This window comes from Catenovulum sp. SX2 (assembly GCF_052056295.1).
Taxonomy (GTDB): domain Bacteria; phylum Pseudomonadota; class Gammaproteobacteria; order Enterobacterales; family Alteromonadaceae; genus Catenovulum.
This window is the reverse complement of record NZ_CP182493.1, coordinates 2,962,120-2,987,758: the sequence shown is the minus strand read 5'-3', so window position 1 is coordinate 2,987,758 and position 25,639 is coordinate 2,962,120. Positions and strand designations below refer to the sequence as shown.

At 40.3% G+C, this 25,639-nt stretch carries 18 protein-coding genes; 4 read left to right on the top strand and 14 right to left on the bottom strand.

Features of this window, described 5'->3' with window-relative positions:
* Positions 1 to 124: 124 nt before the first annotated feature.
* The gene (gene fusA, locus ACMZOO_RS12465) at positions 125 to 2,212 is read right to left on the bottom strand and encodes an elongation factor G (RefSeq protein ID WP_440903660.1); all 2,088 of its coding nucleotides are present in this window, start codon (positions 2,210 to 2,212) and stop codon (positions 125 to 127) included.
* Between the two features lie 193 nt (positions 2,213 to 2,405).
* A complete protein-coding gene (locus tag ACMZOO_RS12460; RefSeq protein ID WP_440903658.1) occupies positions 2,406 to 3,221 on the bottom strand; it encodes a glucosaminidase domain-containing protein in 816 nt (271 codons plus the stop codon).
* Positions 3,222 to 3,396: 175 nt separating this feature from the next.
* On the opposite strand from ACMZOO_RS12460, the gene ACMZOO_RS12455 reads away from it, so the two are divergent.
* Entirely contained in the window at positions 3,397 to 4,584 is a 1,188-nt protein-coding gene (locus tag ACMZOO_RS12455) for a hypothetical protein (RefSeq protein ID WP_440903656.1), read from the top strand.
* Positions 4,585 to 4,656: 72 nt separating this feature from the next.
* Here the strand turns inward: ACMZOO_RS12455 and ACMZOO_RS12450 are convergent, their stop codons facing one another.
* Positions 4,657 to 6,099, bottom strand: a complete 1,443-nt coding sequence (locus tag ACMZOO_RS12450) for a sugar porter family MFS transporter (protein WP_440903654.1) — start codon at positions 6,097 to 6,099, stop codon at positions 4,657 to 4,659.
* Positions 6,100 to 6,229: 130 nt separating this feature from the next.
* Between ACMZOO_RS12450 and ACMZOO_RS12445 the strand changes: the two genes are divergently transcribed.
* The gene (locus ACMZOO_RS12445) at positions 6,230 to 7,402 is read left to right on the top strand and encodes a XylR family transcriptional regulator (protein ID WP_440903652.1); all 1,173 of its coding nucleotides are present in this window, start codon (positions 6,230 to 6,232) and stop codon (positions 7,400 to 7,402) included.
* A gap of 12 nt (positions 7,403 to 7,414) precedes the next feature.
* Here ACMZOO_RS12445 and ACMZOO_RS12440 read toward each other — a convergent pair whose 3' ends face one another.
* Positions 7,415 to 8,419: a LacI family DNA-binding transcriptional regulator gene (locus tag ACMZOO_RS12440; protein WP_440903650.1), complete on the bottom strand. Its 1,005-nt coding sequence runs from the start codon at positions 8,417 to 8,419 to the stop codon at positions 7,415 to 7,417.
* Between the two features lie 275 nt (positions 8,420 to 8,694).
* Between ACMZOO_RS12440 and ACMZOO_RS12435 the strand changes: the two genes are divergently transcribed.
* On the top strand, positions 8,695 to 8,901 hold the full coding sequence (locus tag ACMZOO_RS12435) for a hypothetical protein (RefSeq protein ID WP_440903648.1): 207 nt from the start codon (positions 8,695 to 8,697) through the stop codon (positions 8,899 to 8,901).
* Positions 8,902 to 8,997: 96 nt separating this feature from the next.
* On the opposite strand, the gene ACMZOO_RS12430 is transcribed toward ACMZOO_RS12435, so the two are convergent.
* Complete coding sequence (locus tag ACMZOO_RS12430; protein WP_440903646.1) at positions 8,998 to 11,805, bottom strand: bifunctional aconitate hydratase 2/2-methylisocitrate dehydratase; 2,808 nt, start codon at positions 11,803 to 11,805, stop codon at positions 8,998 to 9,000.
* A gap of 178 nt (positions 11,806 to 11,983) precedes the next feature.
* Positions 11,984 to 12,391, bottom strand: a complete 408-nt coding sequence (locus tag ACMZOO_RS12425; protein ID WP_440903644.1) for an HIT domain-containing protein — start codon at positions 12,389 to 12,391, stop codon at positions 11,984 to 11,986.
* A 236-nt stretch (positions 12,392 to 12,627) separates the two neighbouring features.
* Between ACMZOO_RS12425 and ACMZOO_RS12420 the strand changes: the two genes are divergently transcribed.
* Complete coding sequence (locus ACMZOO_RS12420) at positions 12,628 to 15,501, top strand: family 43 glycosylhydrolase (protein WP_440903642.1); 2,874 nt, start codon at positions 12,628 to 12,630, stop codon at positions 15,499 to 15,501.
* A gap of 73 nt (positions 15,502 to 15,574) precedes the next feature.
* Here ACMZOO_RS12420 and ACMZOO_RS12415 read toward each other — a convergent pair whose 3' ends face one another.
* The 8 genes from ACMZOO_RS12415 to ACMZOO_RS12380 form a co-directional block, all read right to left on the bottom strand.
* The gene (locus ACMZOO_RS12415; protein WP_440903641.1) at positions 15,575 to 16,873 is read right to left on the bottom strand and encodes a tetratricopeptide repeat protein; all 1,299 of its coding nucleotides are present in this window, start codon (positions 16,871 to 16,873) and stop codon (positions 15,575 to 15,577) included.
* Positions 16,874 to 16,906: 33 nt separating this feature from the next.
* On the bottom strand, positions 16,907 to 17,512 hold the full coding sequence (locus ACMZOO_RS12410) for an energy transducer TonB (protein ID WP_016955210.1): 606 nt from the start codon (positions 17,510 to 17,512) through the stop codon (positions 16,907 to 16,909).
* 6 nt (positions 17,513 to 17,518) lie between these two features.
* Positions 17,519 to 17,926 (bottom strand): ExbD/TolR family protein, encoded by a 408-nt coding sequence (locus ACMZOO_RS12405; protein WP_016955211.1) that lies wholly within the window; start codon positions 17,924 to 17,926, stop codon positions 17,519 to 17,521.
* Positions 17,927 to 18,093: 167 nt separating this feature from the next.
* Positions 18,094 to 18,621 carry a MotA/TolQ/ExbB proton channel family protein gene (locus ACMZOO_RS12400; RefSeq protein WP_016955212.1) on the bottom strand — a complete coding sequence of 176 codons (528 nt, stop codon included), beginning with the start codon at positions 18,619 to 18,621 and terminating at the stop codon, positions 18,094 to 18,096.
* Position 18,622: 1 nt separating this feature from the next.
* The gene (locus ACMZOO_RS12395) at positions 18,623 to 19,996 is read right to left on the bottom strand and encodes a MotA/TolQ/ExbB proton channel family protein (protein WP_440903640.1); all 1,374 of its coding nucleotides are present in this window, start codon (positions 19,994 to 19,996) and stop codon (positions 18,623 to 18,625) included.
* An 11-nt stretch (positions 19,997 to 20,007) separates the two neighbouring features.
* Positions 20,008 to 20,769 (bottom strand): DUF3450 domain-containing protein, encoded by a 762-nt coding sequence (locus ACMZOO_RS12390; RefSeq protein WP_016955214.1) that lies wholly within the window; start codon positions 20,767 to 20,769, stop codon positions 20,008 to 20,010.
* Positions 20,770 to 20,957: 188 nt separating this feature from the next.
* Positions 20,958 to 23,645, bottom strand: coding sequence for a TonB-dependent receptor plug domain-containing protein (locus ACMZOO_RS12385; RefSeq protein ID WP_440903639.1), 2,688 nt, complete (start codon positions 23,643 to 23,645; stop codon positions 20,958 to 20,960).
* A gap of 71 nt (positions 23,646 to 23,716) precedes the next feature.
* Positions 23,717 to 25,327, bottom strand: a complete 1,611-nt coding sequence (locus ACMZOO_RS12380; RefSeq protein ID WP_440903637.1) for a hypothetical protein — start codon at positions 25,325 to 25,327, stop codon at positions 23,717 to 23,719.
* Between the last annotated feature and the right edge of the window lie 312 nt (positions 25,328 to 25,639).

Genomic DNA, 25,639 nt, shown 5'->3' with positions numbered 1-25,639 from the left:
TGCTGATTATGTTGTGATATAAATGTTGAAAAGAGATAACTATTATGTTGCTTAAATAAGCAACAAACACAAAAAAGCCCCACTATTTCGAGTGAGGCTTTTAAAGAGTTAATCAGCTAATAGATTATTTAGCGTCTTTTTTCTCTTTTTCTGCTGCAATTACAGCGTCAGCTACGTTTTGTGGACACGCTGCGTAGTGTGAGAATTCCATAGAGAATTGACCACGACCAGATGTCATAGTACGTAAGTGACCTATGTAACCAAACATTTCTGATAATGGTACGTCAGCTTTAACACGTACACCAGTAGCACCAGCTTCTTGGTCTTTGATCATACCACGACGACGGTTGATATCACCGATTACGTCACCAACATGATCTTCTGGGGTAAATACGTCAACTTTCATGACAGGCTCAAGTAATTGAGGACCAGCTTTCTTCATAGATTGACGGAAAGCGCCTTTAGCAGCGATTTCAAACGCGATCGCTGATGAGTCAACTGCGTGGTATGCACCATCATATAACTCAACTTCAACGTCAAGAGTTGGAAATCCAGCTAAAACACCGTGATTCATCATCTCTTTAAAGCCTTTCTCGATTGCTGGGAAGAATTCTTTAGGAACGTTACCACCGACAACAACAGACTTAAATGAGAAACCTGAGTTTGGCTCACCAGGACGGATGCGGTAATCAATTTTACCGAACTGACCAGAACCACCAGATTGTTTCTTATGCGTGTAGCTATCTTCAATTGCTTGAGTAATAGTTTCACGGTAAGCAACTTGAGGTTGACCTACGTTTAATTCAACACCGTAAGTACGCTTCAAGATGTCAACTTTGATGTCTAAGTGAAGTTCACCCATACCTTTAAGTATGGTTTCACCTGAATCTTCGTCAGTTTCAACTTGGAAAGATGGATCTTCAGCAACCAATTTACCGATAGCGATACCCATTTTCTCAGTTGAACCTTTATCTTTAGGTGCAACAGCGATAGAAATTACCGGCTCAGGGAAAATCATTGGCTCTAATGTACAAGGATTTTTTGGATCACATAAAGTATGACCAGTTTGTACGTTCTTCATACCAACAACAGCTATGATGTCACCAGCTTGTGCTGAAGTTAACTCAGTACGGTCATTCGCATGCATTTCAACCATACGGCCAACACGCTCAGTTTTACCTGTAGCAGAGTTAAGAATGGTGTCACCTTTGTTTAATTTACCAGAGTAAATACGTACGAAAGTTAATGCACCAAATCTGTCATCCATAATTTTAAATGCTAATGCGCGGAAAGGCTCATCAACAGATACTAATGCTTTTTCACCAGTAGGCTCACCAGTTTCTTCGTCAGTTAAGTCTTGTGGCTCAACTTCAGTTGGAGAAGGTAAATAATCAACAACTGCATCCAATACTAGTTGAATACCTTTGTTTTTAAATGCAGAACCACAGAAAGTTGGGAAGAAAGATAAGTTGTGAGTACCTTTTTTGATACACTCTTTGATTTGCTCAACAGTTGGTTCTTCACCATCCATATAAGCCATCATTAAGTCGTCGTCTTGCTCAACAGCAGTTTCGATCAACATTTCACGATATTCAGCTGCTTTTTCAACCATATCTTCAGGAATGTCTACAACTTCGTAGTTTTCAGGTAAACCTGAATCATCCCAGATGTAAGCTTTTTGGCTTAATACGTCTACAACACCTTTAAAGTCATCTTCAATACCAATTGGTAAAGTCATAACTAATGGGTTAGCTGCAAGAACGTTTTTAACTTGGTTAACAACGCGGTAGAAATCAGCACCCATACGGTCTAATTTGTTTACGAAGATCAAACGAGATACTTCTGCGTCATTCGCGTAGCGCCAGTTAGTTTCTGATTGTGGCTCAACACCACCAGAACCACAGAATACACCAACACCACCATCAAGAACTTTTAATGAACGGTATACTTCAACTGTGAAGTCAACGTGTCCAGGGGTATCTATGATGTTTAAGCGGTGGTCTTTCCAGAAACAAGTTGTTGCTGCTGATTGAATTGTGATACCACGCTCAGCTTCTTGTTCCATGAAGTCGGTAGTAGATTCACCGTCATGTACCTCACCAGTTTTATGAATTTTACCGGTAAGTTTAAGAATACGTTCAGTTGAAGTAGTTTTACCCGCGTCTACGTGAGCAAAAATACCAATATTTCTATATTTGGATAAATCAGTCATTGCTATACTCTATTAAACATATGTCAAGAAATGTAACGCGCGATAGGATACAAGGTAAACGAGCAATTGAAAAGAAAGACAGCGTTAGATTTAAAAATAAACTGTTTTTTTGACATTTAATGTCGAAAAGTTGCGAAAACGAGCGAGTTTAGCAAGCGTACCACCAGATTAAAGCGATACGCTTGTGGCAAATTTAACTATCTAAACGGTCTAATTTGTTAAAACGTATCATCTGTCTAAGTTCTTCTATATATTCATGACCACGCTCAGAATACTTCTCCAAACCTGACGCTAGTTTAATACCTGTAATGCTTTGCTGTTGATTACGCAACTTCTCACGTAAACCACGAAGCTGGCGGTAAGCTTCATGGGTATTTAAGTTATGCATATAACGAAAAACCGACTGCTGCGGACTATTAAACTTGGCAACTTCATGGACTTGCCCCTCGCCTCTACTTTTTGGAACTAAGCCGCAGCCTTTGCGAAAACACCATTGGCCAAAAAAGTTATTGCCTTGCAATGCGAACCTTGACGTACCCCAGGCGCTTTCATTAGCCGCTTGCGCTAGCGCTAAAGAAGGTGGAACAACATCAATTCGTCGAATCAACGTCTGCCAATTCTGCTCATTGCTGACCGAAAACCCTTCAATGTCATATTCGTTGGCAATGCTTTCTACATGAGCTATTTGCTCAGACGTTAGCTGAGTGCGCTTTTCATAAAGCTCAACAACTTCCTCGCGCAAAGCTAATAACTGGTTATTGCGAAACTCAACAATAGGTAAAAAATAATTAAAAAAAGCTTTTTTGCGCTCTTTACCAGCAGGAATAGCCTTAAAATCTGGTTTCTTGCTAGGTAAGGCAAGTTGTTTGCCTCGGTCGATATAAGCTGAATCACTTTGCTCATCCACATCACTGCTTTTGTCGTTAACACCCGTGGTATAGTCAATGACCAACAAAATGACGATAGCTGCGATTAAACTATTAAAAAATGCGTTATCAAATTTATACATAAAAATATCCTGAACTAACCTTTGCCCGAATTACAAACTTCACTTTATCTTATGAGTTTGACTATTTATCGTGCAGTTAAACTAAATTATAGCAGTTTGCCGAAAAAGCCACTTGAACCAAGTTAACGAATCCGTATCATCAGCGCCCCTTTCACTGCGCATTATTAAGAAGTAAATGAAGAAACTGCTAGCCGCCCCTGTAAAAATGTCCTTACCAGAAAGTGAAAATCAGCTGTATCAAAACATGCTGAAGATCATCTCAGATATCAGTCTAAACTTGCTGGCGATAAAAACCGCCGACATTATAGATGAAATCCCCGGTGATTTTTTAACTTGGTGCCAAACCATGCACTTAATTTGCAACAAGCATCTCAATTATCAGTTGTTAGATGATGAACAATTGCCCAAAGTTGCCAAGTTATTAAAATTACTAGAACAAGCTATTAGTGTTTGCCAACTTAAAATGCTACGTATTACCCCTTGGCCTATTTTTGTCGCTAGTGTTGAACAGTTTCAACAGCGTGAAATTTGGTTAGAACAACATAACTTTTTACAGTATCTCGCAGAATTAAGATCACAAGCATTTAGTCAGATGATTGCCGAAGACCAACTGGTCTTTTTTGGCAAACATACCGCCAAACATGATCCAAGTGTTTATCAATTTGATGTCGAGCATTTTACTGGCTTTCGCAATGCAAAAACCTATCTAGCGACAGTAGTCCATAATGGCGAAAAAATTGAAGCTATGTTAGAGGCGATTCCACTAGAAGGTGAAGTAACGTTTCAACATTACCAAAACTTCGTAAATCAATACGTTGCAATGTTTGAACAACAAGCTGAACCGGAAAAAGCACCACTATTCCCTGCAACTCGATTATTAGCCCTGCGCCGTCCTGACACATTTGTTAGCCTTAATTCAACCAAGGCTGATGTTTTATCTATCGCGTTTGCCATCAATAAATTATCTAACCAAGACTTTTTAGCCTACTGGCATGATGTTGTGACAACTTATCAACAAATGCCATGGTGGAAATTAGCGACAAATAGCAGTAAAAGTGAGCAGTTTATTTTTGCACACAGAGCGATTTTGTTAGATTTATTCTGGTTTAGTGAAGAAAACGCCCATCAGCAAACTAACTATTATAAAGCTTTGAACAAAGCGACACCTGCTAGCAGCAAAAGCACAGTAGTTAGACGAAATGGTAAAAGTTTAGAGTCGGTCACAGCTATGGTAGATCGTGTACTTGCAGACGAAGAGATCCCAGCTTTTGTAAAAGCCAACCGTGACGCCATTATTAAACAAGTGATGGGTGGCAAAAAAATAGAAGAAGTTATCAGCTTAATGCGCTCAATATTTGGGTAACAGATTGGGTCGAGCGCTAAGTTGTTAACTTAGCGCTTTAATCATTAAATTTTCAAACTGTGGCTAAATCAATTAACCAGCCATTTCCTCTAGTTCTTTGCCTTTAGTTTCCATCACACACCTAAACACAAAATAAGCTGAAATAGCCGCACAGACAGCGTAAAAACCATACGCATATGCAAGACCTACGCTACCCAATAAGATAGGGAAAGTCATAGTGATGGCAAAATTTGCCACCCACTGGAAGAAACCAGCAATCGCCAGACCTAAACCACGAATTTGATTCGGGAACATTTCGCCCAACATAACCCACATGATCGGCCCCCATGACATATTAAAAAATATCACATACAGATTGGCCGATACCAAGGCCAGCATGCCCATGTCCGAGGTTAAACTTAGGCTACCTTCGACATCTAAAGAGGCGGTTGAAAACGCATATGCAGCAATACTTAAAGTGATCGCCATACCAATTGAACCAATCCACAATAATGGTTTACGGCCTAATTTATCGACCAATACAATGGCTAAAATACAGGCACCAATACTTAAACTGCCTGACAGCACGTTTATAAACAATGCATCTGACTCTGAAAAACCAACCGACTGCCACAATATCGCTCCGTAATAAAATACCACGTTAATCCCAACAAATTGTTGGAATACAGCCAAACCAATACCAATCCAGATAATAGGACGAACCTTTCCTGTCACTTTATCTTTGATATCTGACCACTTTGGTTGATGTTTAGCTTGTGTTTGATCAGCTAATGACGCTTCAATTTCGGCAAATTTACGATTACCTTCCGCATCACCATACAATTTAATTAATACCGACTTAGCTTGTTGTGAACGACTTTTGGCAACTAAAAACCTTGGGCTTTCTGGTATTAAAAACAATGCAAATAAGAAAATGCTTGCAGGAATAAGCTCAACCCAAAACATCCAACGCCAAGTTTCATAGCCTGCCCATAAAGGATTTAATGCCGAGCCGGATAGATTAGCTAACAAATAATTACTTAAAAACGCACCTGTTAAACCCGAAATAATCGCCACTTGTTGAATTGTGGTTAAGCGACCACGATATCGAGCTAACGCAACTTCACTGATATATGCAGGCGTCATAACACTCGCAGCACCGACAGCAATACCACCAATAACTCGATAAATAACAAACTCAAACGAGCCAGTCGCAACACCAGAGCCCCAAGCAGATACAATAAACATCACAGCAGACAAAATTAACATGGCTTTTCGCCCATATAAGTCAGCTAGACGTCCAGCAAGCGCAGCACCAACAGCGCATCCCAACAACATAGACGCGACATTAAAGCCTGTGCCCGCAGAGTCAGAGTTAAATGCAACTTGCAAACCTTCAACCGTACCGTTAATTACGCCACTGTCGTAACCAAATAAAAATCCACCTATGGTTGCAATACAGCTAACCATAATAATAAACCAAGTATTTTCGCCACCAGTTTCTTGTTGATACTGATTGCTGACAATAGATTCCACCCAAACCTCCACAGTTACGCCAAGTTAACATCTTATGTACTTTTGTTGTTTCATATTAACAAAACTTGTGTTAGCTTAAATTTATAAAATTTCTTATATAACGTATGAAAATTAATTAAAAATTTCATTTATGAAGAAACTGCAAAAAGTCGCTGTGCTGTTTAACGCCAACAAAGGTTACGACAGAAAAATAATCAAAGGCATCTCACGTTATTCAAGAGAAGTCGCCAATTGGCATATTTGTGTTGAAGAAGACTTAGTCACCCGCCTAGACAATTTAGCCAATTGGCAAGGTGAAGGCATAATAGCTGACTTTGATGATCCTAAAATTGTCGATTTTGTCTGTGCAAACAACATCCCTTGTGTGGCTGTTGGCAGTTCATACCGACAAACCAGCGAATATCCACAAAACATCCATTATGTGGCAACCAATAATGATGAAATTGCTCGACTTGGTTGTGAGCACTTAAGCAGACTTGGGTTAAAAAATTTAGCCTTTTACACCGGCTTTGTTGACGTCAATAGCCGATGGGCGAAAGAGCGTGAGTTGGCCTTTATCGAACATGCAAAAAATTCAGGTTACCAAGATGAAAACTTGTATGTTTTAAGACCGCAGAATGTATCAGTAGACAGAGTTGAAAATATCAATCAATTAGCCGATTGGATAGCGAGTTTACCTAAACCCATTGGCATAATGGCACCAACCGATATGCGTGCATGGCAAGTTTTTGAAGCCTGCCAACAAATAGACGTCAGCATACCTGAAGATGTTGCTGTACTCGGGGTAGATGGCGACGATTTAATTCTAGATTTAACCGGCAATCAACTCAGTACTGTCACCCAAGGCAGTGAACATATGGGTTATTTAGCTTCCTCTATCTTGAATCAAATTATGGCGAGCGTGCCACCACAACAAACGATCCACTTAGTTGACCCAATAGGTTTGCAAGTTTGTCATTCAACCAATGTTGAAGTCATTGCCGACGAATATGTACGCAAAGCACTCGCTTTTATTAAAGCCAATGCAGATAAAGGCATTAAAGTTGTGCATGTGCTCAACCATTTAGCCATTTCTCGGGCGAATTTAGATAAACGATTTAAAACCGCACTGAATGCAACAGTGCACGAAGTGATTTTTGATGAACAGTTAAATTTAGTTTCGGACTATTTGCTCAATAGCAAAATGACTCTACAACAAATCGCCGACTCTGTCGGCTACAAGTCACCACAATATATGATGATGGTTTTTAAAGGTCGTTATGGGGTAACTCCAAGCGAATTTAGAAAAAACCATGGCGCTTAAGCTAAATCGCTACTACAACAAAGATTTAACCGATTCACGCTCAACAATATGTGCTTCAACCCTAGACGGCTGAGTATTGATATCTTTAACGTGATAAACGTCTTTTAAAATTCGTCTGGCGGCTTCTGCTGCCATCTGTCGTATGGGAAAATGCACTGTGGTCAATTTAGGTTTAATCAGGCTGCTGTAGGGTAAATCGTCAAAACCAATAACAGATATGTCTTGAGGAACTTTTAAACCAGCATCTTCGATTGCAGAAATAGCACCGTATGCAGTTTGATCATTACCGCAGACAATAGCGCTAAAAGATTCACCCGATTCCAATAATTTTTTCGCCGCGGCATAACCACCGTCTTCACGGAAGTTGCCTTCAACCACTAAATTTAACTTAAGGCCAATATTGCTTTTGCCTAACGCTTGTTGATATCCCCAAAAACGTTCTCTAGCATCGTGTTTCCATTGTGGGCCAGCAATATGAGCAATACTGTTGTGGCCTTTTTTAATCAAATAATCAGTCGCTAAATAAGCCCCTTGCTCATTGTCTATATATAAACATTGCTGTTCCATTTGCTCAATGTTGCGATTAATTAAAATAACATGCGTGCCTTGATTAGCTTGTTCAATTAAATACTCATCCGGTAAAGTTTCGGCATGTAATATCAAAGCATCACAACGGCAACTCAATAAAAATTCAACCGCCTCTTCTTCAAGCTTTTTGTCGCCATGGCTAGCCGATATCAAAATGCGCTTTTTCGCGTCACGTAATACTTCTTCTGCACCAGCCATCAAAGCACCATAGAAAGGCCCATCAAACTCAGAAATAAGCAAACCAACACTATTGGAGCGATTAGACGCCAACGACTGAGCATGTGCGTTTGGTCGATAACCAAGTTCTTTCATCGCGGTTAGGACTTTCTGTCGAGTTTCTTCGACGACTTTCGCCGTCCCATTCATCACTCGAGAGACAGTTGCTTGTGAAACACCTGCGCGCTCTGATACTTCTTTTATTGTAGACATTACATGCTCTTAGGCTGTTTTTATTGAATGTTGCGATATTAGCGTTTTTGCCGTGCCTGCACAAGCAATCGCCGGTGCGTTAGGCCAATCCGCTGCAGGAGTATGAATATAACAAGTGGCGTTTTTTACCAAATATTCGTCATTATACTCAAATGACTATGCTGCATTCGCGAACAATAAAACCTAAACTTCTGATTTGTTTAATAAAACACAAATTGCTATAAAGCTTGTTATACTTGATTAAAAATCATCCTAATTTCACCAAGGAGACAAACATGGGTGTATTCGAAATGATAGCAGTGGTCGTTGTTGCAGGTATTGCCTACGATATGTACAAACTAAAAATAAAGTCTGACCAACAAAAATCGAGCAACACTGAACTCGAACAACAAATAGCGCAACTGAACCGCCGCATTGAAAATCTAGAAAAAATCGTCACGGACTCTAGCTATCAACTAAAAAGTGAATTTAACAAACTCTAATAACCTTAGTTTATTAATTCTCCAGGTACAAATGAAAAAATCCCCATTAATCTAGGATTAACAGGGATTTTATTTTAACTAAATTAGCGTTTAATTTTAGTCAACACGCTGTGCTGGAATAGCTGCACCAAACTTAGTCGTCATAGCTTGCTCTGGCGGTGTGAACTTAGTTAAGTCGATACCGTCAACAGCCGCTTTATACTCTTCAGTCGTAGGGAAACGACCCAATACAGTAGAAAGTACAACTAAAGGTGTTGAACCTAATAAAGATTCACCTTTTTTCTCAGCAGAGTCTGCTACAACACGGCCTTGGAATAAACGAGTTGAAGTTGCGATAACTGTGTCACCTGGTTCAGCTTTTTCTTGGTTACCCATACATAGGTTACAACCAGGACGCTCTAGGTATAAGATGTTTTCGTACTTAGTACGTGCTGCACCTTTAGGGTTAGCATCGTCAAATACAAAACCAGAATACTTCTCTAATACAGCCCAGTCACCTTCAGCTTTTAACTCATCAACAATGTTGTAAGTTGGTGGCGCAACAACTAATGGCGCTTTAAATTCAACAGTACCATTTAGTTTTTCAAGGTTACGTAACATTTGCGCGATAATTTGCATATCGCCTTTATGTACCATACAAGAACCAACAAAACCTAAATCAACTGGTTTGCCGTCATAGTATGAAACAGGACGAATAACGTCATGGGTGTAACGCTTAGAAACATCATCGTTGTTTACGTCTGGGTCAGCAATCATTGGCTCATCAATTGCGTCTAAATCAACAATAACTTCAGCATAGTACTTAGCATTGTCATCTGGTGCTAATGCAGGCTCTTTACCTGATTTAATTCCAGCAATACGCTCGTCCGCAAGTTTGATCAAACCAGCTAACATATTAGCTTCATTGTCCATACCCTTGTCGATCATGATTTGGATACGGCTCTTAGCAAGCTCAATAGACTGAATTAAAGTTTCATCATTTGAAATACAGATTGAAGCTTTAGCTTTCATTTCTGCAGTCCAGTCAGTGAAAGTGAAAGCTTGGTCTGCTAACAAAGTACCAATGTGAACTTCAATAATACGACCTTGGAATACGTTCTCACCGCCAAATTGCTTAAGCATTTGCGCTTGAGTTGCGTGTACAACGTCACGGAAATCCATATGGCCAGCCATCTTGCCAGTAAAGGTAACTTTAACAGACTGAGGAATTGGCATTGCCGATTCACCAGTTGCAAGTGCTAATGCAACTGTACCTGAGTCAGCACCAAATGCGACACCTTTAGACATACGTGTATGTGAGTCACCACCAATGATAATTGCACGGTCATCCACAGTAATATCGTTTAATACTTTGTGAATTACGTCAGTCATTGAATGGTAAACACCTTTCGGGTCACGTGCTGTGATCAAACCGAACTTGTTCATAAATGCCATTAGTTTAGGGATATTTGCTTGCGCTTTTGCATCCCAAACTGATGCTGTGTGACAACCTGACTGGTATGCACCATCAACACTTGGAGAAATAGTTGAAGCAGCCATAGCTTCTAACTCTTGGCATGTCATAGGGCCAGTTGTATCTTGCGAACCAACAATATTTACTTTAACACGAACGTTAGAACCAGCATGTAAAGGTGCATCAGATGCAACACCTACAGCGTTGCGGTTAAAGATTTTCTCTACCGCAGTTAAACCTTGGCCTTCGTGTGAAATTTCTTTCGACGGCGCATAAACAACAGGCGCGTCAACACCTAAAGTTTCAGCTGCGAATGTTTGTAATTTCTTACCAAATACAACTGCGTAAGAACCACCCGCTTTCATAAATTCAACTTTTTGCGGAGTGAAAGCAGAAGAAACGTCTACTAACTCTTTGTCACCCTTGTATAACTTCTTAGCTTTAGTATCAATTGTTAAAACTGTACCAGTTGCAACTGAATATGCTTCTTCTAATACAGGGTCGCCGTTCTCGTCAGTTACAACATTACCCGCTTCGTCAGTTTTCTTAACCCAGTTTTTAAGGTCAAGACCAATACCACCAGTTACATCAACAGTTGTAAGGAAGATAGGTGCGATACCGTTAGTACCAGCAACAACTGGAGCGATATTGATGAATGGAACGTATGGTGAAGCTTGTTTACCCGCCCATAAAGCTACGTTATTCACACCAGACATACGTGAAGAACCTACACCCATAGTACCTTTTTCAGCAATTAACATTACTTTGGCGTTTGGATGTTTTTTCTGTAACGCAACAATTTCTTGTTGTGCTTCTGGGGTGATCATACATTGACCGTGTAACTCGCGGTCAGCACGTGAATGCGCTTGGTTACCTGGCGATAATAAGTCAGTTGAAATATCACCTTCACCAGCGATATAAGTAACAACTTCAATTTTTTCGTCAATTTCAGGTAATTTAGTAAAGAACTCAGCTTGTGCGTAGCTTGCTAAAATTTCTTTAGCAATTGCATTACCAGCTTTAAATGCTGCTTCTAAACGAGCTGTGTCAGCTTCGTATAAGAATACTTGTGTTTTTAATACTTCAGCAGCAGGTTTTGCAACAGATGCGTCGTCACTTAAAGCAAGATCTAGTAATACTTCAATTGAAGGACCACCTTTCATGTGCGAAAGTAATTCAAACGCAAATTCAGGATTAATTTCAGCAACTGACTCTTGGCCTAAGATAATTTCTTTTAGGAATTTAGCCTTAACACCCGCAGCAGGTGTGGTACCTGGCAAAGTATTGTAAATAAAGAATTTTAAAGAGTCTTCACGGAATTCATTGCCTGTATCTTTGATTTGAGCAATGATTTCAGACAGCAACTCCGCGCTGTCAATCGGTTTAGGATTTAAACCGAGTTCCGTTTTACGGCTCTCGATTTCAGCCATATATTCTTGATATAGGCTCATTTAACACCTCCGGGCAATTCCACTAAATATTATAAAATTCATTTTTGTTATGTTTAAGAAAGGCAAAGCGCCTATTCTACTCATACAATATGCCAGCAAGTATAAGTGATGCTTGATAAAATAACAGGTGGGCTGGCGTTAACTGCACAAATACCCAACATAAGTTGCGATTATGATTTTAGATACAAATTGCATGTCTGAGCATTTGCACACGCTGCAATAACTCGCCTTCGTGGTAATGCTCTTGGGCTAAATTACCCCAAACCGGCGCCGGCCAAACAGGGTCATTTTTGTAGCGTCCAATAATATGAATGTGCAACTGTCTAACCATATTACCAATCGCCGCCGTGTTGATTTTATCCGGCGAAAATAGCTTTTGCTGAATATTGGTAACCATAGTAATTTCGTTTAACAAAACTTGCTGCTCAGTCGCGGTTAAATCAGTTATCTCAGCAGCATTATCTCTGCGAGGAACCAAAATTAACCAAGGAACAAGGCGATTGTTCATCAGCAATAGGCGGCTCAACTCCAAATCCGCAACTTCTATACAGTCCGCTTCAAGCCTGGCGTCTAAAATAAAGCTCATAAATACTCCACCATGGGATCAGCTAATGTAGAAATAGCTTAGAAGAATATCCACAAAGTTGCGAGCTAAATTCATGCAATTTAATTCCAATTCGACATATCTGCTTGCCGCAAGCAAATCTACAGCATTCAACTTTAAAATATTAATATTTAAATATAGTATTATTAACATTTTTTACACAAAACGAGTAACAAGTATGGTCAAGTGTACTGATAACTTGTTACCAAGGAGATTTCATGGCTAGCCAGCTCAGGACAACAACTCAACTCAAAGCTATATTGCTATCACTAATGTTAAGTGCATGCGGCGATGTTTCGTTAGATCTATCCGATCTTGATAGTGGCACAGAAACGCCAGTACCAAGTCCGGAACCAACACCTACACCAATTACAGGTGAAGTATTTTCAAATCCCCTTTACTCGAATGGCGCAGATCCGTGGTTGCAGTGGTACCAAGGCAACTATTATTTAACCACAACAACTTGGACTTCACAGTTGGTAATGCGCAAATCTCCAACTATCGAAGGGTTTAAAACTGCCACCCCACACTATATTTGGTCAGATACAGTGGTTTCACGCGCCTATAACTTTTGGGCATTCGAATTTCACCGTTTACAGGGGCCAAATGGATTCCGCTGGTATCTTATGTATACCTCTGGCCATCAAGAAAATTTAGATGGGCAGCGCTTGCACGTACTCGAAAGTGCTGGTGATGATCCACTCGGTCCGTATGAGTTTAAATCAACCTTAATGCCAAACCGCTGGAATATTGATGGTTCATATTTTACCGTTAATGATCAACTTTATGTGGTTTGGAGTGAATGGGTAGGAGCAGACCAAAGTACTTGGATTGCAAAAATGGATAACCCTTGGACTGTGGATGAAAGCACAGCTGTTGTTATCACCAAACCAGAATTAGATTGGGAATTTGGTGAAGATCTAAGCGGCAATATTGGCCGAGTAACAGAAGGCCAAGCTATTTTAAAACACGATGGCCGTATTTTTATGAGTTACTCGACTAACCCGTGTCACGGGCCTAATTACAAGTTAGGTTTGCTTGAATTAGTTGGCACAAATCCGCTTGAGCCAAGTGCTTGGCAAAAAAATCCGACACCTATGTTCACGGCAACTGAAACTGTATTTGGTCCAGGTCACAATGGATTTTTTCAATCGCCTGACGGTTCGGAAGACTGGTTGGTTTATCACGGAAATCCAACCGCACAAGACGGATGTGGCAATACGCGCTCAGTTCGAGTGCAGCCTATAAGTTATGACGAGACTGGCTTTCCAAATTTTGGTACGCCGGCCGACCCTGGTGAAGAAATTCAAGTGCCATCGGGAGAATCAGGCCCTCTGGTTACCCAAGTTGAGGGTATGAGTTATCGAATAGCAATTGACGATAAATGTCTTGTTGCCAAGGACGACAATTCTTTAACGGTTGAAAGCTGTAGCCATGCGTCAGATACCTGGGTTGTAGATTATACCCGAGATGGCAAGTACCGACTGGCTCACAATCCATCGGGTAAATTTTTAGCTGATGCTCAATGTACTTCTGCAAGTTTAAGCAACTCAACTTCACCACTGCCAGCGGCGTCAACACCAGCGCTTGAGCCATGGACTGCACTAGGCTGTGCTGAATGGCAACTGTCACAAGACGACAATGGCTTAGTCAGTATCAGTAAAGATGCAAATAGCAAACTAAACCTAAATCAGTGTGACACCACGCCGGACCAAGTTAACTATACAGATCAAAGTAACAAGTGTAGTAATTGGAGTTTACAACCCGCGGGAGAATTCGCTATCACTAATTTGAACACAGGCAAAGTGTTGCAAACAGCGTCCTGTTCGGATGTGCCGGGGTCGAGCATAGTACAGTGGCAGTGGAACCGTACTGACTGCCAACGTGCAAGTGCAAAACATGTGGAAGACGGCTGGTTTGAGATCATGCCAACCCATATGCAAAACACTTGTCTGCAACTCAGTGGTCAGGTAACTGAACCAGGTGCAGATGTCATTGCTGGAACTTGTGGTAGCAACCAATCGCATTGGCGTTTTGATCCGCTCAGTGATGGCACTTATCGCCTTGTTTCACGCGCTTCAGGCCATGTACTGGATCTAGATTTCTGTTTATTAGCAGACGGAACTAACTTTGGTCAGTGGGAATGGTTAGATAATTACTGCCAACGCTTTACTTTAAAACCAACGGATGGTGTGCCAACGGCCGATTCTACAACGAGCTTTTTATACCCAGTTGGCGGCAATCTAGGTACACATGATCCAACCCTAGAAATTGAAAACGATATTTGGTACGAATTCCAAACCGGTACAGGTATTCAATCAAAACAAAGTAACAATGGCGGATTAAGTTGGTCTGGCACTGGCGCAGTTTTACCTAACGCACTTGCTTGGTGGGCTGACTATGTACCTGAACACGCAAATAATGACGTATGGGCACCAGACGTTGAAATCTACAATGGCAAAGTGTGGATGTACTATTCTATTTCGACATTTGGTTCAAACATATCGGCCATAGGATTGTTATCGGCAGATAGTCTGGCAAATGCCAATTGGCAAGACGAAGGGCACGTAATTAGCACGGATGGCAGCCAAAATTTCAACGCAATTGACCCGAATCTATTTATTGATACAGATAACGAGCCTTGGTTAGTGTTTGGTTCATGGTGGAGCGGTATCAAACTAACTAAGCTGGATAAAACCACAATGAAGCCAACTGGCTCACTGACATCTTTGGCAACTCGCGGTGGTGGGTTAGAAGGCCCATCTTTAATGTATCGTGATGGCTATTACTATTTATTTGTTTCTGTGGGTAAATGCTGTGACGGTACTAACTCTACTTACCAAATACGATACGGCCGCTCAACCTCAATAACAGGCCCTTACTTGGATAAATCCGGTACGGATATGCTTAATGCCGGTGGCTCTTTATTGTGGTCGGGTGATGCGCGTTGGATAGGGCCTGGTGGTCAAGATATATACCAAGGCAGCGTAATCAATTTCCACGCTTACGATGCTTTTGATAATGGCGCGCCCAAATTGAATCTAGCGGATTTAAAATGGGACAGTGACAACTGGCCTTATTTAACCGAATAAAAAAATCCCCTATGCATCAGATGCATAGGGGAATTTCTGTCAATTTAAATCTAACTCAAATTTATCGTAAAACTTAAGCTGAAATACTCGCCAACGCTTCAGCATTTTGTTTCTCTTTAGAAACGTATTTCTTCCATTGATTTGCCATAACTTTACTTGAGGTATGTTCGCTAGCAATATCAAGCGCTTTTAATGACTTGTCATATTGTTTTAAGTTGAAGTAAGCCATACCTAAAACAAGTTGTGCTTTGCCAATATCATCTAACTCACCTTTTTCCAAAGCTTTTTGAGTAGACTCAATAGCTAATTGCCACTTTTCCATATTTAGGTAAGTTTGGCCTAACTGCGCATCCAAGTTACCATCTTCAGAAATGTTTGCAGCTTTAGCCAATACAGGCACAGCTTTTTCATCTTCTTTTGCTAGGGTGAAAGCTTGCGCTAAAAACTTAAGGTTTTTTACGTCTTCTTCCACTACGCCATTTTGCATTGCTTTCTCTAACAAAATTGCGCCTTTAACAGGCACTTGATGATAAACATACAGCTGAGCAAGGGTTAATACGTCCGCGCGTTTTTCAACAAAACCTTGTTGATACGCTACTTCCATCATAGCAAGCTGCTTTTTCTCGAAACCTAACTCGCCGTACATACCCGCAAGTTGTAACCAATATTCAGGTTTATTGAATAAACGCACCAAAGTTTCAGTTACATCAGCAACATGCTCAGGCTTTTTAAGCGAATAATAAATCGCACGTTGTAGTACAAACCAATTTTCTTTTGGTGTTTCGCCCGTATCTGCAACTAACTTGATTGCTTTTTCTAATGGCTTAAGTGCATTGTCGTATTGCCTAAGTTGGTAATAAGCTTGCGCCATTAACACCTGTGCATTTGGGTTTTCAGCGTCACCACCAGCAGCCAACCAAGCGTTTAATTTATCAATAGTGCCTTGATAATCCTCTTGCGCCATTTGCAATTGCGCTAAACTGTACAAAGTACTTTGACGTAAACTTTCTGGTATTGCTTCTTCGGCAACCACTGCTTCAAAGTTTTCAATCGCTTTCGCCATATCTTCCATGTTGTAATAAACAAAAGCATAGAAGTTATGCATCATGGCAATTTCGTAACTATTCATTGAGCTGCGTTTACGATTTACATTGTCTAACGCTTCAATTGCTTCTTGTGGTTTGCCTTCATCGGCAATCGCCTGTGCACGAGCAAGTTGCTCATACACTTTAGAGCGCATAGCTGGTACTTTTACCGTTTTACTGCTCGCACTTGTTTCAGCATAAGCTGACACAACAACAGTGTTAGATACAGCAGCACCTAACGAAGCGACAATCGACATGATCACGAGTTTTTTGGATAATTTTTTCATCTTAATTTAGCTCCTAACCTGACCCCTGAATAACTAGTCAATTTTGAAGGTAATACGGTTTTGTACACCAGCCACTTCCATCGGCTCACCATTTACCACTCTTGGCTTATATTTAAACTTCATTGCAGCATTAATCGCAGCTTGGTCAAATATATTGGCAGGCTCGGCTTCAACCACTACAGGGTTAACAACTGTGCCTAATTTGCTCACGGTAAACTCAACAATCACGTAACCTTCAATGCCACGTTGTTGTGCTCGGCGCGGATAAATTGGTTGTACTTTAACTATAGGTAAATACTCACCGTCGCCAGACTCAAGAGACAAACCGTTTTGAATACCTACATCCGCTTCAATATCCGCAGCAAAGTCAGTGGTCACTGCGTTTGCATTTGGATCTGGCGCATCCATAGGTGGCGCTTCCATCGGCGGTGGTGGCTCTTGTGGTTTAGGTGGCTTTTGTGGTTTTCGGTCTTTTTGCTCTGGTGCCGACTCTTTTTTCACACGGACAAAGTCTAATACACTGCCGCGAGGAGGATCAGTTAGTGCCCCCTCTCCGCTTTGTATTAACGACTGCATGCCGTAAAAAATTACGAAAGTCGTCGCAACAGATAAAAGAATTGCAATTAAATATCTGCTCATAATTTATCAGTCGTTTGCTGCAATTGACACGTCAAACGCACCCGCTGCACGCGAGGCATCCATTACTTTAATTAGCGTATCTACGTCGGCTTTTTTATCCGCTTGAATCACCACAGAACCTTGTGGATTTTCCGCTTTTAAACGCTCAACGTTTGCTTGTACCGCACGAATGTCGATACGACGCTTATCAATCCAAATTTCGCCAGTGTCGCTAATTGCGATTAAGATATTAGCGCGCTCTTTTTTAACTGCTGTTGGTGCATCTGGGCGATTAACATCTATACCTGACTCTTTCACAAAAGATGCAGTTACGATGAAGAAGATCAACATGATAAATACAACGTCTAGCATAGGCGTCATATCTATGGTTGTTTCTTCTTCTTCCATAATTTTGTTTAAAGGACTTGCTCGCATAATTTTTACCTTACTAATTTTTGCATTTGTTCTCGCTCTTACTTAGCAGCATTCAATTCTAAACACGCATAAATCTGTCCCTAGAGCTCTGCTGCGCCATCCATGAGCGCAGAAGGTTTAGAATTGAAGCGTGCAAAGTAGTCGCTTAATTCATCTGCAATAATTATTTAATGATCCATTGTTAAATGATCTTCAAGTAGCTCAGATTCGCGTTTCGCTACTCGCTTTAACCAAGTTGAGGCAAAAACCCCAGACAAGGCACCAACCATTCCCGCCATAGTTGGGATAGTTGCTTTTGATACACCTGATGCCATTGAGCGCGCGTTACCAGAGCCAGAGATAGCCATAACGTCAAACACTTCAATCATGCCTGTTACTGTCCCCATCAAACCAAGTAGTGGACACAGTGCAACAAGTGCATTTAACAAAGGTAAATTTTCATTCAATTTATTGCTTGCACGCGAGATAACAGCTTCGCGAATTTGTTGAGCATTCCATGATTTACGCTCTGTTCGCGCTTCCCATTGCGCTACCATTTCTCGCTCGTACTTTTTGTAGCTAAAGCGTACAAAAGCAACACGTTCAAATATTAAGATCCACATCACGAATATTAGAGCGGCTATCCAGGTGAGTACTTGCCCACCAGTTTCCATAAAACTCTGAATCGCTTCGGACATTTCGAATAAAGCGTACACCTTATTCTCCTTGTTCTGCTCTTTCCGCGATAATGCCAGCGCTTTGCTCTTGTAAGATTGAAATCAATCCACGGCTACGCGAGTTAAGCACTGTGTATAACAACAAGGTTGGAATTGCGACAACCAAACCTAATACAGTAGTAACCAATGCTTGAGAAATACCACCAGCCATTAATTTAGGGTCACCTGTACCGAATAAAGTAATAGCTTGGAAAGTGTTAATCATACCTGTCACAGTACCTAGTAGACCTAACAAAGGTGCAACAACAGAGATGATTTTGATAAAGGTTAAGTTACGTGCAAGTTTTGGTACTTCGCGCAAAATTGCTTCACTTAATTTAAGCTCAAGTGTTTCACTGTCAGCTTGTGGGTTATCGTTTTTAACTTGCATAACACGGCCAAGCGGATTGTTTGCTTGTGGTGTAGGCTGTTTTAATTGGCGCTTAATTTTGCCACCAACTATGGTTAAGCTGATGAAACGCTCTAACGCTAATAATAAGCCGATTAAACCAACACCTAAAATTACATAACCAACAGTACCACCTTGCTCAACTCGCTCTTGTAAGTTAGGCGCTTGAACCAATAAACCTAAGATAGAACCACCAGTTGGGTCGACTGCAAATTCAACTAACTCACCTTTTTTATCTTGCACTGCAGAAGCAGTTGCTAAGTAGCGGTCAGTTGGTTGACGAGATAATTCAGCTAATGAACCAGTTTGTTGCACATACTCAACAAATTTACCGTTAGACACTAAGTTAAATGCGCCTACACGTACAACTTCTTGTTCAGTTTTAGTGCCAGTTTCAGCGCTCACAACAGGTGCATTGAAACGAACAATTTTGCCTGATTCAGTCATTTCGCGTTGTAATTCAAACCATACTCGCTCAATTTCTTCAACTGAGGCTAATTTTGAGCTTTTACCCATTTTTTGTGCTAATTCATCTAAAAACACATCACGGCCAGGGTATTGCGCAGAAATAATTGAGTTTTGGAACTTACCTTTCATATCGCCAGATACTTGCTGTAATACACCAAATAACTCTTTTAACGAACCCATACGGTTGCTTAAAGTGTTGGTGATATCGGCTAAATGAATTTCGTTTTGTTCGAAAGTTGTTTCTAGCTCTTCACTGCGATTAACCAATTGGTTGCGGCGTGCTTGAGCGTCATTTAACATTTGAACTTGTTGTTCTTTTTTCGCTAAAAACTCAGACTCACGTTGTTTGTTTTGTTGATTTTGAAACAACTGACCCTGTTCCAATTTAGTTAACAACTCGTCTAAGTTAACTGCAGTTTCAGCTTCAGCCATAACAGGTGCAGATAAAGTTGCAGAAAGCGCAGCTGTTGTCAGAATATGTTTAACAAACTTTTTCATTTTAAAACCTCTTATTCAGCAGCTGAAACTGGTAAAACTAATAAATCAGGTGCTAATTGCTTACGCGCTATACGTAAACCTTTAGTAATTGACGTGCGGTATTCAGGTGATAAAGCAACAAAACCTTGTTGATTTTTGTCCCATGCACCACTGAATTTGCCATCACGCGTTTGGTAAATTAAAGCAACACGGCCAACACGAAGGAAGTCAACATCACGTACTTCACCTTCAACTTCTAAAGTTGAGGTATAAGCTTCAATTGTTTTACCGTAATCAACTTCTACTTGGTAAGCTTCTAATACACGACGGAATTTTTCAGAAGGCGTGATGTCAGCACGGTCCATCATGCTTTTTAAATCAGCTATGCGTTGGGTGCGTTCTTCTGGTAAAAACGGTACGTCTAAACCAACAAACTGCTCTAAACCATCGATCATACGAATCATTAATGGCGTAACTTGACGCTCAACAACTGACACCTTGTCAATTGACTCATTAATGTCAGCCATTTCAGCTTCTTGGTTAGCAACTTGTTTTTCTAATTGACGGTTGTAAACCAACAAACCTTCAATTTCTTTGTTAATTGCTTTGAACTGTTGCAAACGAACTTGAATGTCGTCGCTAATTTTGTCGATTTTTTGCTGCGACTTTTCAGCAGATTGATTAATTTTTTGTCCAGCTTTGATTGCTGGCTCTAAACTGTTTGCTTGTGCAAACGAAGCCATTGCGACACATGAAGCAATAACAGTCGTTTTAAACATTTGCGAAAGGCTCATAGTTAAGCTTCCTAAAATTACCGTTTGAAATTAGGAGCAACTATATGTCGGTTAGATGACAGTGAGATTAATGCAAAATGACAGTAATGTGACAAAACAACAAGGACAGGCTAGAAATTAGAGACTTGTATGAAAGAAATATTAAAGGGATGAAATATTTCATCCCTTTATAGTGCGAGATTTCTAGATTAGAACTCGTATCTATAAGATAGGTTCATCGAAACACCGCGATCTCTGCTACGAACAATTATATCAGATTGAGTAACCTCTTGGTCTTCACCCAATAAGTTTTGTAGCTTCAATTTAATCGTTGAATTGAAATCAGGATAGTATGTATATACCGCATCAACCGAGTGGAAAGGTTGTTCAAATGCATCTTCACGTAAACCAATACCCGATGCAATGATACGCTCACCAAATACGTTGTATACAAGTGAACCGCTGTGTTCACCATCAGCAGAGTCAAAACCTAATTGCAAGTTAACAACATATTGTGAATGGCCTGTCATGCGTTTCGTTGCATTGGTCAAACTACCTGCGTTCGCTGCTGCGATAGTAACTTCAGAATCACTTAAGGTGACGTTACCTGTTGTGAAGAAGCCGCTTGCAATACCACTCAAGTCAAACAACCATTCGGCTTCGATACCATACAACTCACCAGATTCACCATTAGTGAATGTGGATGAATACGCGGCATCGCCAACACGTAGTACTGATTCAATCGGCTTGCTAATATCTTTGTAAAAAGCAGATAGCGCTAAGTTATCACCATTATCAAAGTACAATTCGTAACGCATGTCATAGTTCTTCAAAGTACTAGAAACTAATGATACATTACCACGCGTTAATATATCAGTTAATGGATTGGTATAACTTACCGGAACAACCTCACGTAAATCAGGTCGAACAACAGTTTCACCGTAACCAAAACGCAATTGATAATCACCGCCAATGTAAGTCAAACTTAATGCAGGATAAACATCATCTTCGTTGATTGTACGTTGCTGTACTTTTTCCGCATTGAACAAGGTTTCAATAGCAGTCTTCGACAAATCAGAACTGGTAAATTCCAAAGCTACCTGTTGGAATGATTCGTAGCGTAAACCACCACTGACACGCCAAGATTCGCTAAAGAACACATCAAACGAGCCGTAGCCAGCTTCAACTTTTTGCGCTGCCATATAATCATCAGCTTGGTCGATGTCAGGTTCGTTAAATGCAAGCACGACGTTATTGTTGTCAATAAAGCTATCCGTCAAATAATTAGTTAAACCTAAACTATTGTCGTAGTAGCTTAAAATATCAGCAGTATCTTCTGATGTTGAGTCAACAGAAATTGGTGCACCGGCATTATTTACGAAGAAGCTTGACGTAGTATAGTACCTAGCGCGGTCAATAAAGTCCCAACCACCTTTCAGTTCTATTTCAAAGCCGCCAATAGTAAGTGGTAAATTAACGTTACCACCCCAAGACTTCATAAAGTCATCCATTTCGATAAATTCATAATTTATCTGACCATTACCACCACTTACTTCAGATCCTGTATAGTGGAAGTTATTTCCATCATTTCTAAAACTATCGGCAAACTTATAAGTTGCTTTTAATGGAATGTCCGTTGTCGCTTGCGATTCGGTATATTGCCAGTCAAAACCTATACCCATGAAATCTAAGAACGTATGTTGGCCTTTAAATTGGTCAACGTCCAATGAGCGCTCTTCAAAATCAAAAGTATAAGATCTATCTGCGTCACCTTCGACAATAGTTGCATTACCTTCTTGTTTTTCGGTAACACCTATACTTGACTCATCTTCATTGTCTTCGATATAGATACGTGTATAACTGATATTATGAGTATCATAACGATAGCCAATGGTAAAAAGACCATTTAACCTTTCGTTCTCGGTAGTCACACTTTTATCAGTGCGCGTTTCATGACACGCTGCACCAAGATCATCTAAAGAATCGTAATGAGTTTTACAGTTGGCTGGAATCTCTGGTGCAGGCTTAATAACCGCATCAATACCTTCGCGGTATTGCCATTTTTTATCCAAAGATACAGTGGCTAAAACACCTATTGTCCCACCAAAAATACCTTCGTCAAAAGTATTGCCAATATGTCCTTGCAAAGAATAATCTGGATCTAATGATTCTTGCTGCAACTCTAAATTACGCGGAAATAATTTTAGAAGATCTTTGTTGACCAAAGTGGCTTCATCAGCAGAAATACCATCCTTACTGGTGATACCACGAACAGAAAAATCACCTTTGTATTGAACAATCGCATTACTTACTGCTTGGTTTAAACCACTCTCATCTCTGGTGTAAGTGTAACCATCAGAGTTGTTGGTATTAGTACCCACACCTATTTGTATACCCGCGGTGAATTCAGATGGTGTAGATTTAGTGCGAATATCAACACTACCACCACCGAATGCTGCTGGCATATTTGGAGAAAAGGCTTTCTGAACAGACAAGCTTTCAATAACTGAGGTTGGGAAAATATCCATTGGGATAACATTACGTGTCAGGTCTGGGCTTGGAATTGCAGCACCATTCAAACGAGCACTTGAATAACGCTCACCTAAACCACGTACGTAGATAAATTTACCATCAACCAAAGTCAAACCTGTCACACGACGCAAAGCTGAAGCTGCATCACTATCACCGGTTCGAGAAATTTGTTCTGAGCCCAGTATGTCAGCGACGAAAGCTTGGTTTTTTCTTTCTTCAATTACTGCTGCTGCAGTTCCTTGCAGACGACTCGCGGTAGCAACCACTTCTTCCATTGCTACATCTTCTTCAGCTAGAGCTAAACCAGAACTTAAGCTTAGCGCAACTGCGAGCGAGACACTTTTCGCTTTTATTTGGGTTTTCATTGCTTAATCCTACTTACTGAACAAAAAAAAGGCGCAACTTGAGTACGCCTAATTAAAAGATAAGTAATTAATTACTCGTCATTTGCATTGTTGTAAGCATCTTTAAGCCAGTCATACCAATCAGAAGAAGTATCTGTCGTTGAGATAGCACCAATGAAGTCAGTTTTAGTAAAGAAGCTATTATCAATAGTTGTCATATCAGTAGCAGCGATAGTGATATCAGAAGTCGCTTTAGTTGCAAAACCATCTAAGATGTCAGCGCCCGCGTTAAGAACTTCATTTTTACCGCCATTTTTGAACCATTCCTCAAGTGCTACAGTTTGAACACCGTCAGAGTGAGTTACAGTTTCTGCACCAGTTTTAGCTAGCTGAGCACAAGACGCTACAGAAGATTCCATGCTAACTGTGTTTTCTACAATTACGTCAACTGCATCAGAAGAGTTGTAATCAATACAGTAAGTTTGAGTTGCTGCATCTTTAATTAAAATAGTGTTGTACCAAGTAGCAGCAATGAAATCGTCTAACTTAACAGCAATAGAAGCAGCACCATCACGAGCAGATTCTTCATCTGTAGTAACAACAGTTACGTTAGCAATTTTTGGTGCTGAAGCTGGAACAGATGTACCTTTTACTTTGATACCATCAGACTCAAAACCGCCGTTACCCATGTTGATGTCATTGCCAGCAGCGTTTTTAACTGTACCGTGTTTAATAAAGATAAATTGAGCATTACCTTGCCAACCTGCATCGATGTCAATACTGTCATCCTGCGTGTCGGTAACTACGATATATTTCAAGTTTACAGTACCACCGAATAACTCAATACCGTCATCATAGCCAGCATATATATCGATGTATTCGATAGTAGTACCAGAACCTACAGCTGCTAAAGTTAAAGAGTTAAGGTCATCACCTTCTTCAGCACCTGCTGGCAAACCACCTGCATAGTGAATTTTAACAAATTTTAATGTACCGCTATTATCAGTATCATCGTTACCACCGTAATAGGTAACTGCACCTTCAGTTTCTGCGTTACAAGTGCCAGCAGTGCGTTCAGCATCAGTACATTGGTCAGTACGAGCTAAACCATCAATCATGATACCACCCCAATCTTGTGGCTCTGCATCTTTAACTTTTAAGCTAGCAATTGCGTTAGCTGAAGTAAATGTAATTGGCTTAGTATATGTACCAACAGCTTGAATGTTTGCACCACGGTTAATTTGAACACGTGAAGAAGAATCATCAAACACTACAGTAGCACCAGCTTCAACAGTTAAAGTTGGGCCGTCTACATCAATAGTACAAGTACCTTGGCTTAAGTCACAGCTTTCGCCAATTACTAAAGATTTTTGGAAGTAATGAACACCACCGTTTTCAAGCGCTTTTAATGTTACATCTGTCATAATTGGTGAAGCAGCACTTACGAAATCTTTATCGTAAACACAGTCATTACCTTGAGCAACACCTTCAACAGTAACGCCATCTTTATCATAAGAGGCACACTCAACTACGTCAGTACCTGTATCAGGAGTAGTAGTTGTTGTGGTGTTATTTGAGTTAGTAGTGCTATTGTCAACGCTGTTATCTACAGAAGTAGGAGTGATGTTAATGTCACCGCCACAACCAACTAAAGCTAATGAAGCTGCAATTGCCGTTAAAGAAAAAATGCGCTTAAGTTTCATGGATATCTCCGATTAATTATTTAATATATTTAAAGCAGTACTTAAAATTTACGGCAGAGATTACGCATCAAAAGTGACAGAAAGTTGCCAGTTTTATGACAGTTGAATTACAAATTATAATTTCATCATTTTGTTTTCATTAGAAAAATTCTAGTCAGCCGACCTAAAAACAAACCTAAGCAACTGAAAAATATAACAAATAAGAAGAATTGGGAGTTTTAGTAGACATGAGTGAGCACAAAAATCGGATAAATCACAAACACTTTCCTTTACATTTTAATTACATAGTGCGTAATTATGACAATGTTATAG

Bases quoted from the DNA above. Each gene is read 5' to 3' on its own strand.
- fusA (WP_440903660.1), bottom strand. From the start codon at position 2,212: ATGACTGATTTATCCAAATATAGAAATATTGGTATTTTTGCTCACGTA.
- ACMZOO_RS12395 (WP_440903640.1), bottom strand. From the start codon at position 19,996: ATGAAAAAGTTTGTTAAACATATTCTGACAACAGCTGCGCTTTCTGCA.
- ACMZOO_RS12440 (WP_440903650.1), bottom strand. From the start codon at position 8,419: ATGTCTACAATAAAAGAAGTATCAGAGCGCGCAGGTGTTTCACAAGCA.
- ACMZOO_RS12420 (WP_440903642.1), top strand. From the start codon at position 12,628: ATGGCTAGCCAGCTCAGGACAACAACTCAACTCAAAGCTATATTGCTA.
- ACMZOO_RS12380 (WP_440903637.1), bottom strand. From the start codon at position 25,327: ATGAAACTTAAGCGCATTTTTTCTTTAACGGCAATTGCAGCTTCATTA.
- ACMZOO_RS12410 (WP_016955210.1), bottom strand. From the start codon at position 17,512: ATGAGCAGATATTTAATTGCAATTCTTTTATCTGTTGCGACGACTTTC.
- ACMZOO_RS12425 (WP_440903644.1), bottom strand. From the start codon at position 12,391: ATGAGCTTTATTTTAGACGCCAGGCTTGAAGCGGACTGTATAGAAGTT.
- ACMZOO_RS12430 (WP_440903646.1), bottom strand. From the start codon at position 11,805: ATGAGCCTATATCAAGAATATATGGCTGAAATCGAGAGCCGTAAAACG.
- ACMZOO_RS12455 (WP_440903656.1), top strand. From the start codon at position 3,397: ATGAAGAAACTGCTAGCCGCCCCTGTAAAAATGTCCTTACCAGAAAGT.
- ACMZOO_RS12445 (WP_440903652.1), top strand. From the start codon at position 6,230: ATGAAGAAACTGCAAAAAGTCGCTGTGCTGTTTAACGCCAACAAAGGT.
- ACMZOO_RS12435 (WP_440903648.1), top strand. From the start codon at position 8,695: ATGGGTGTATTCGAAATGATAGCAGTGGTCGTTGTTGCAGGTATTGCC.
- ACMZOO_RS12390 (WP_016955214.1), bottom strand. From the start codon at position 20,769: ATGAGCCTTTCGCAAATGTTTAAAACGACTGTTATTGCTTCATGTGTC.
- ACMZOO_RS12405 (WP_016955211.1), bottom strand. From the start codon at position 17,926: ATGCGAGCAAGTCCTTTAAACAAAATTATGGAAGAAGAAGAAACAACC.
- ACMZOO_RS12385 (WP_440903639.1), bottom strand. From the start codon at position 23,645: ATGAAAACCCAAATAAAAGCGAAAAGTGTCTCGCTCGCAGTTGCGCTA.
- ACMZOO_RS12460 (WP_440903658.1), bottom strand. From the start codon at position 3,221: ATGTATAAATTTGATAACGCATTTTTTAATAGTTTAATCGCAGCTATC.
- ACMZOO_RS12415 (WP_440903641.1), bottom strand. From the start codon at position 16,873: ATGAAAAAATTATCCAAAAAACTCGTGATCATGTCGATTGTCGCTTCG.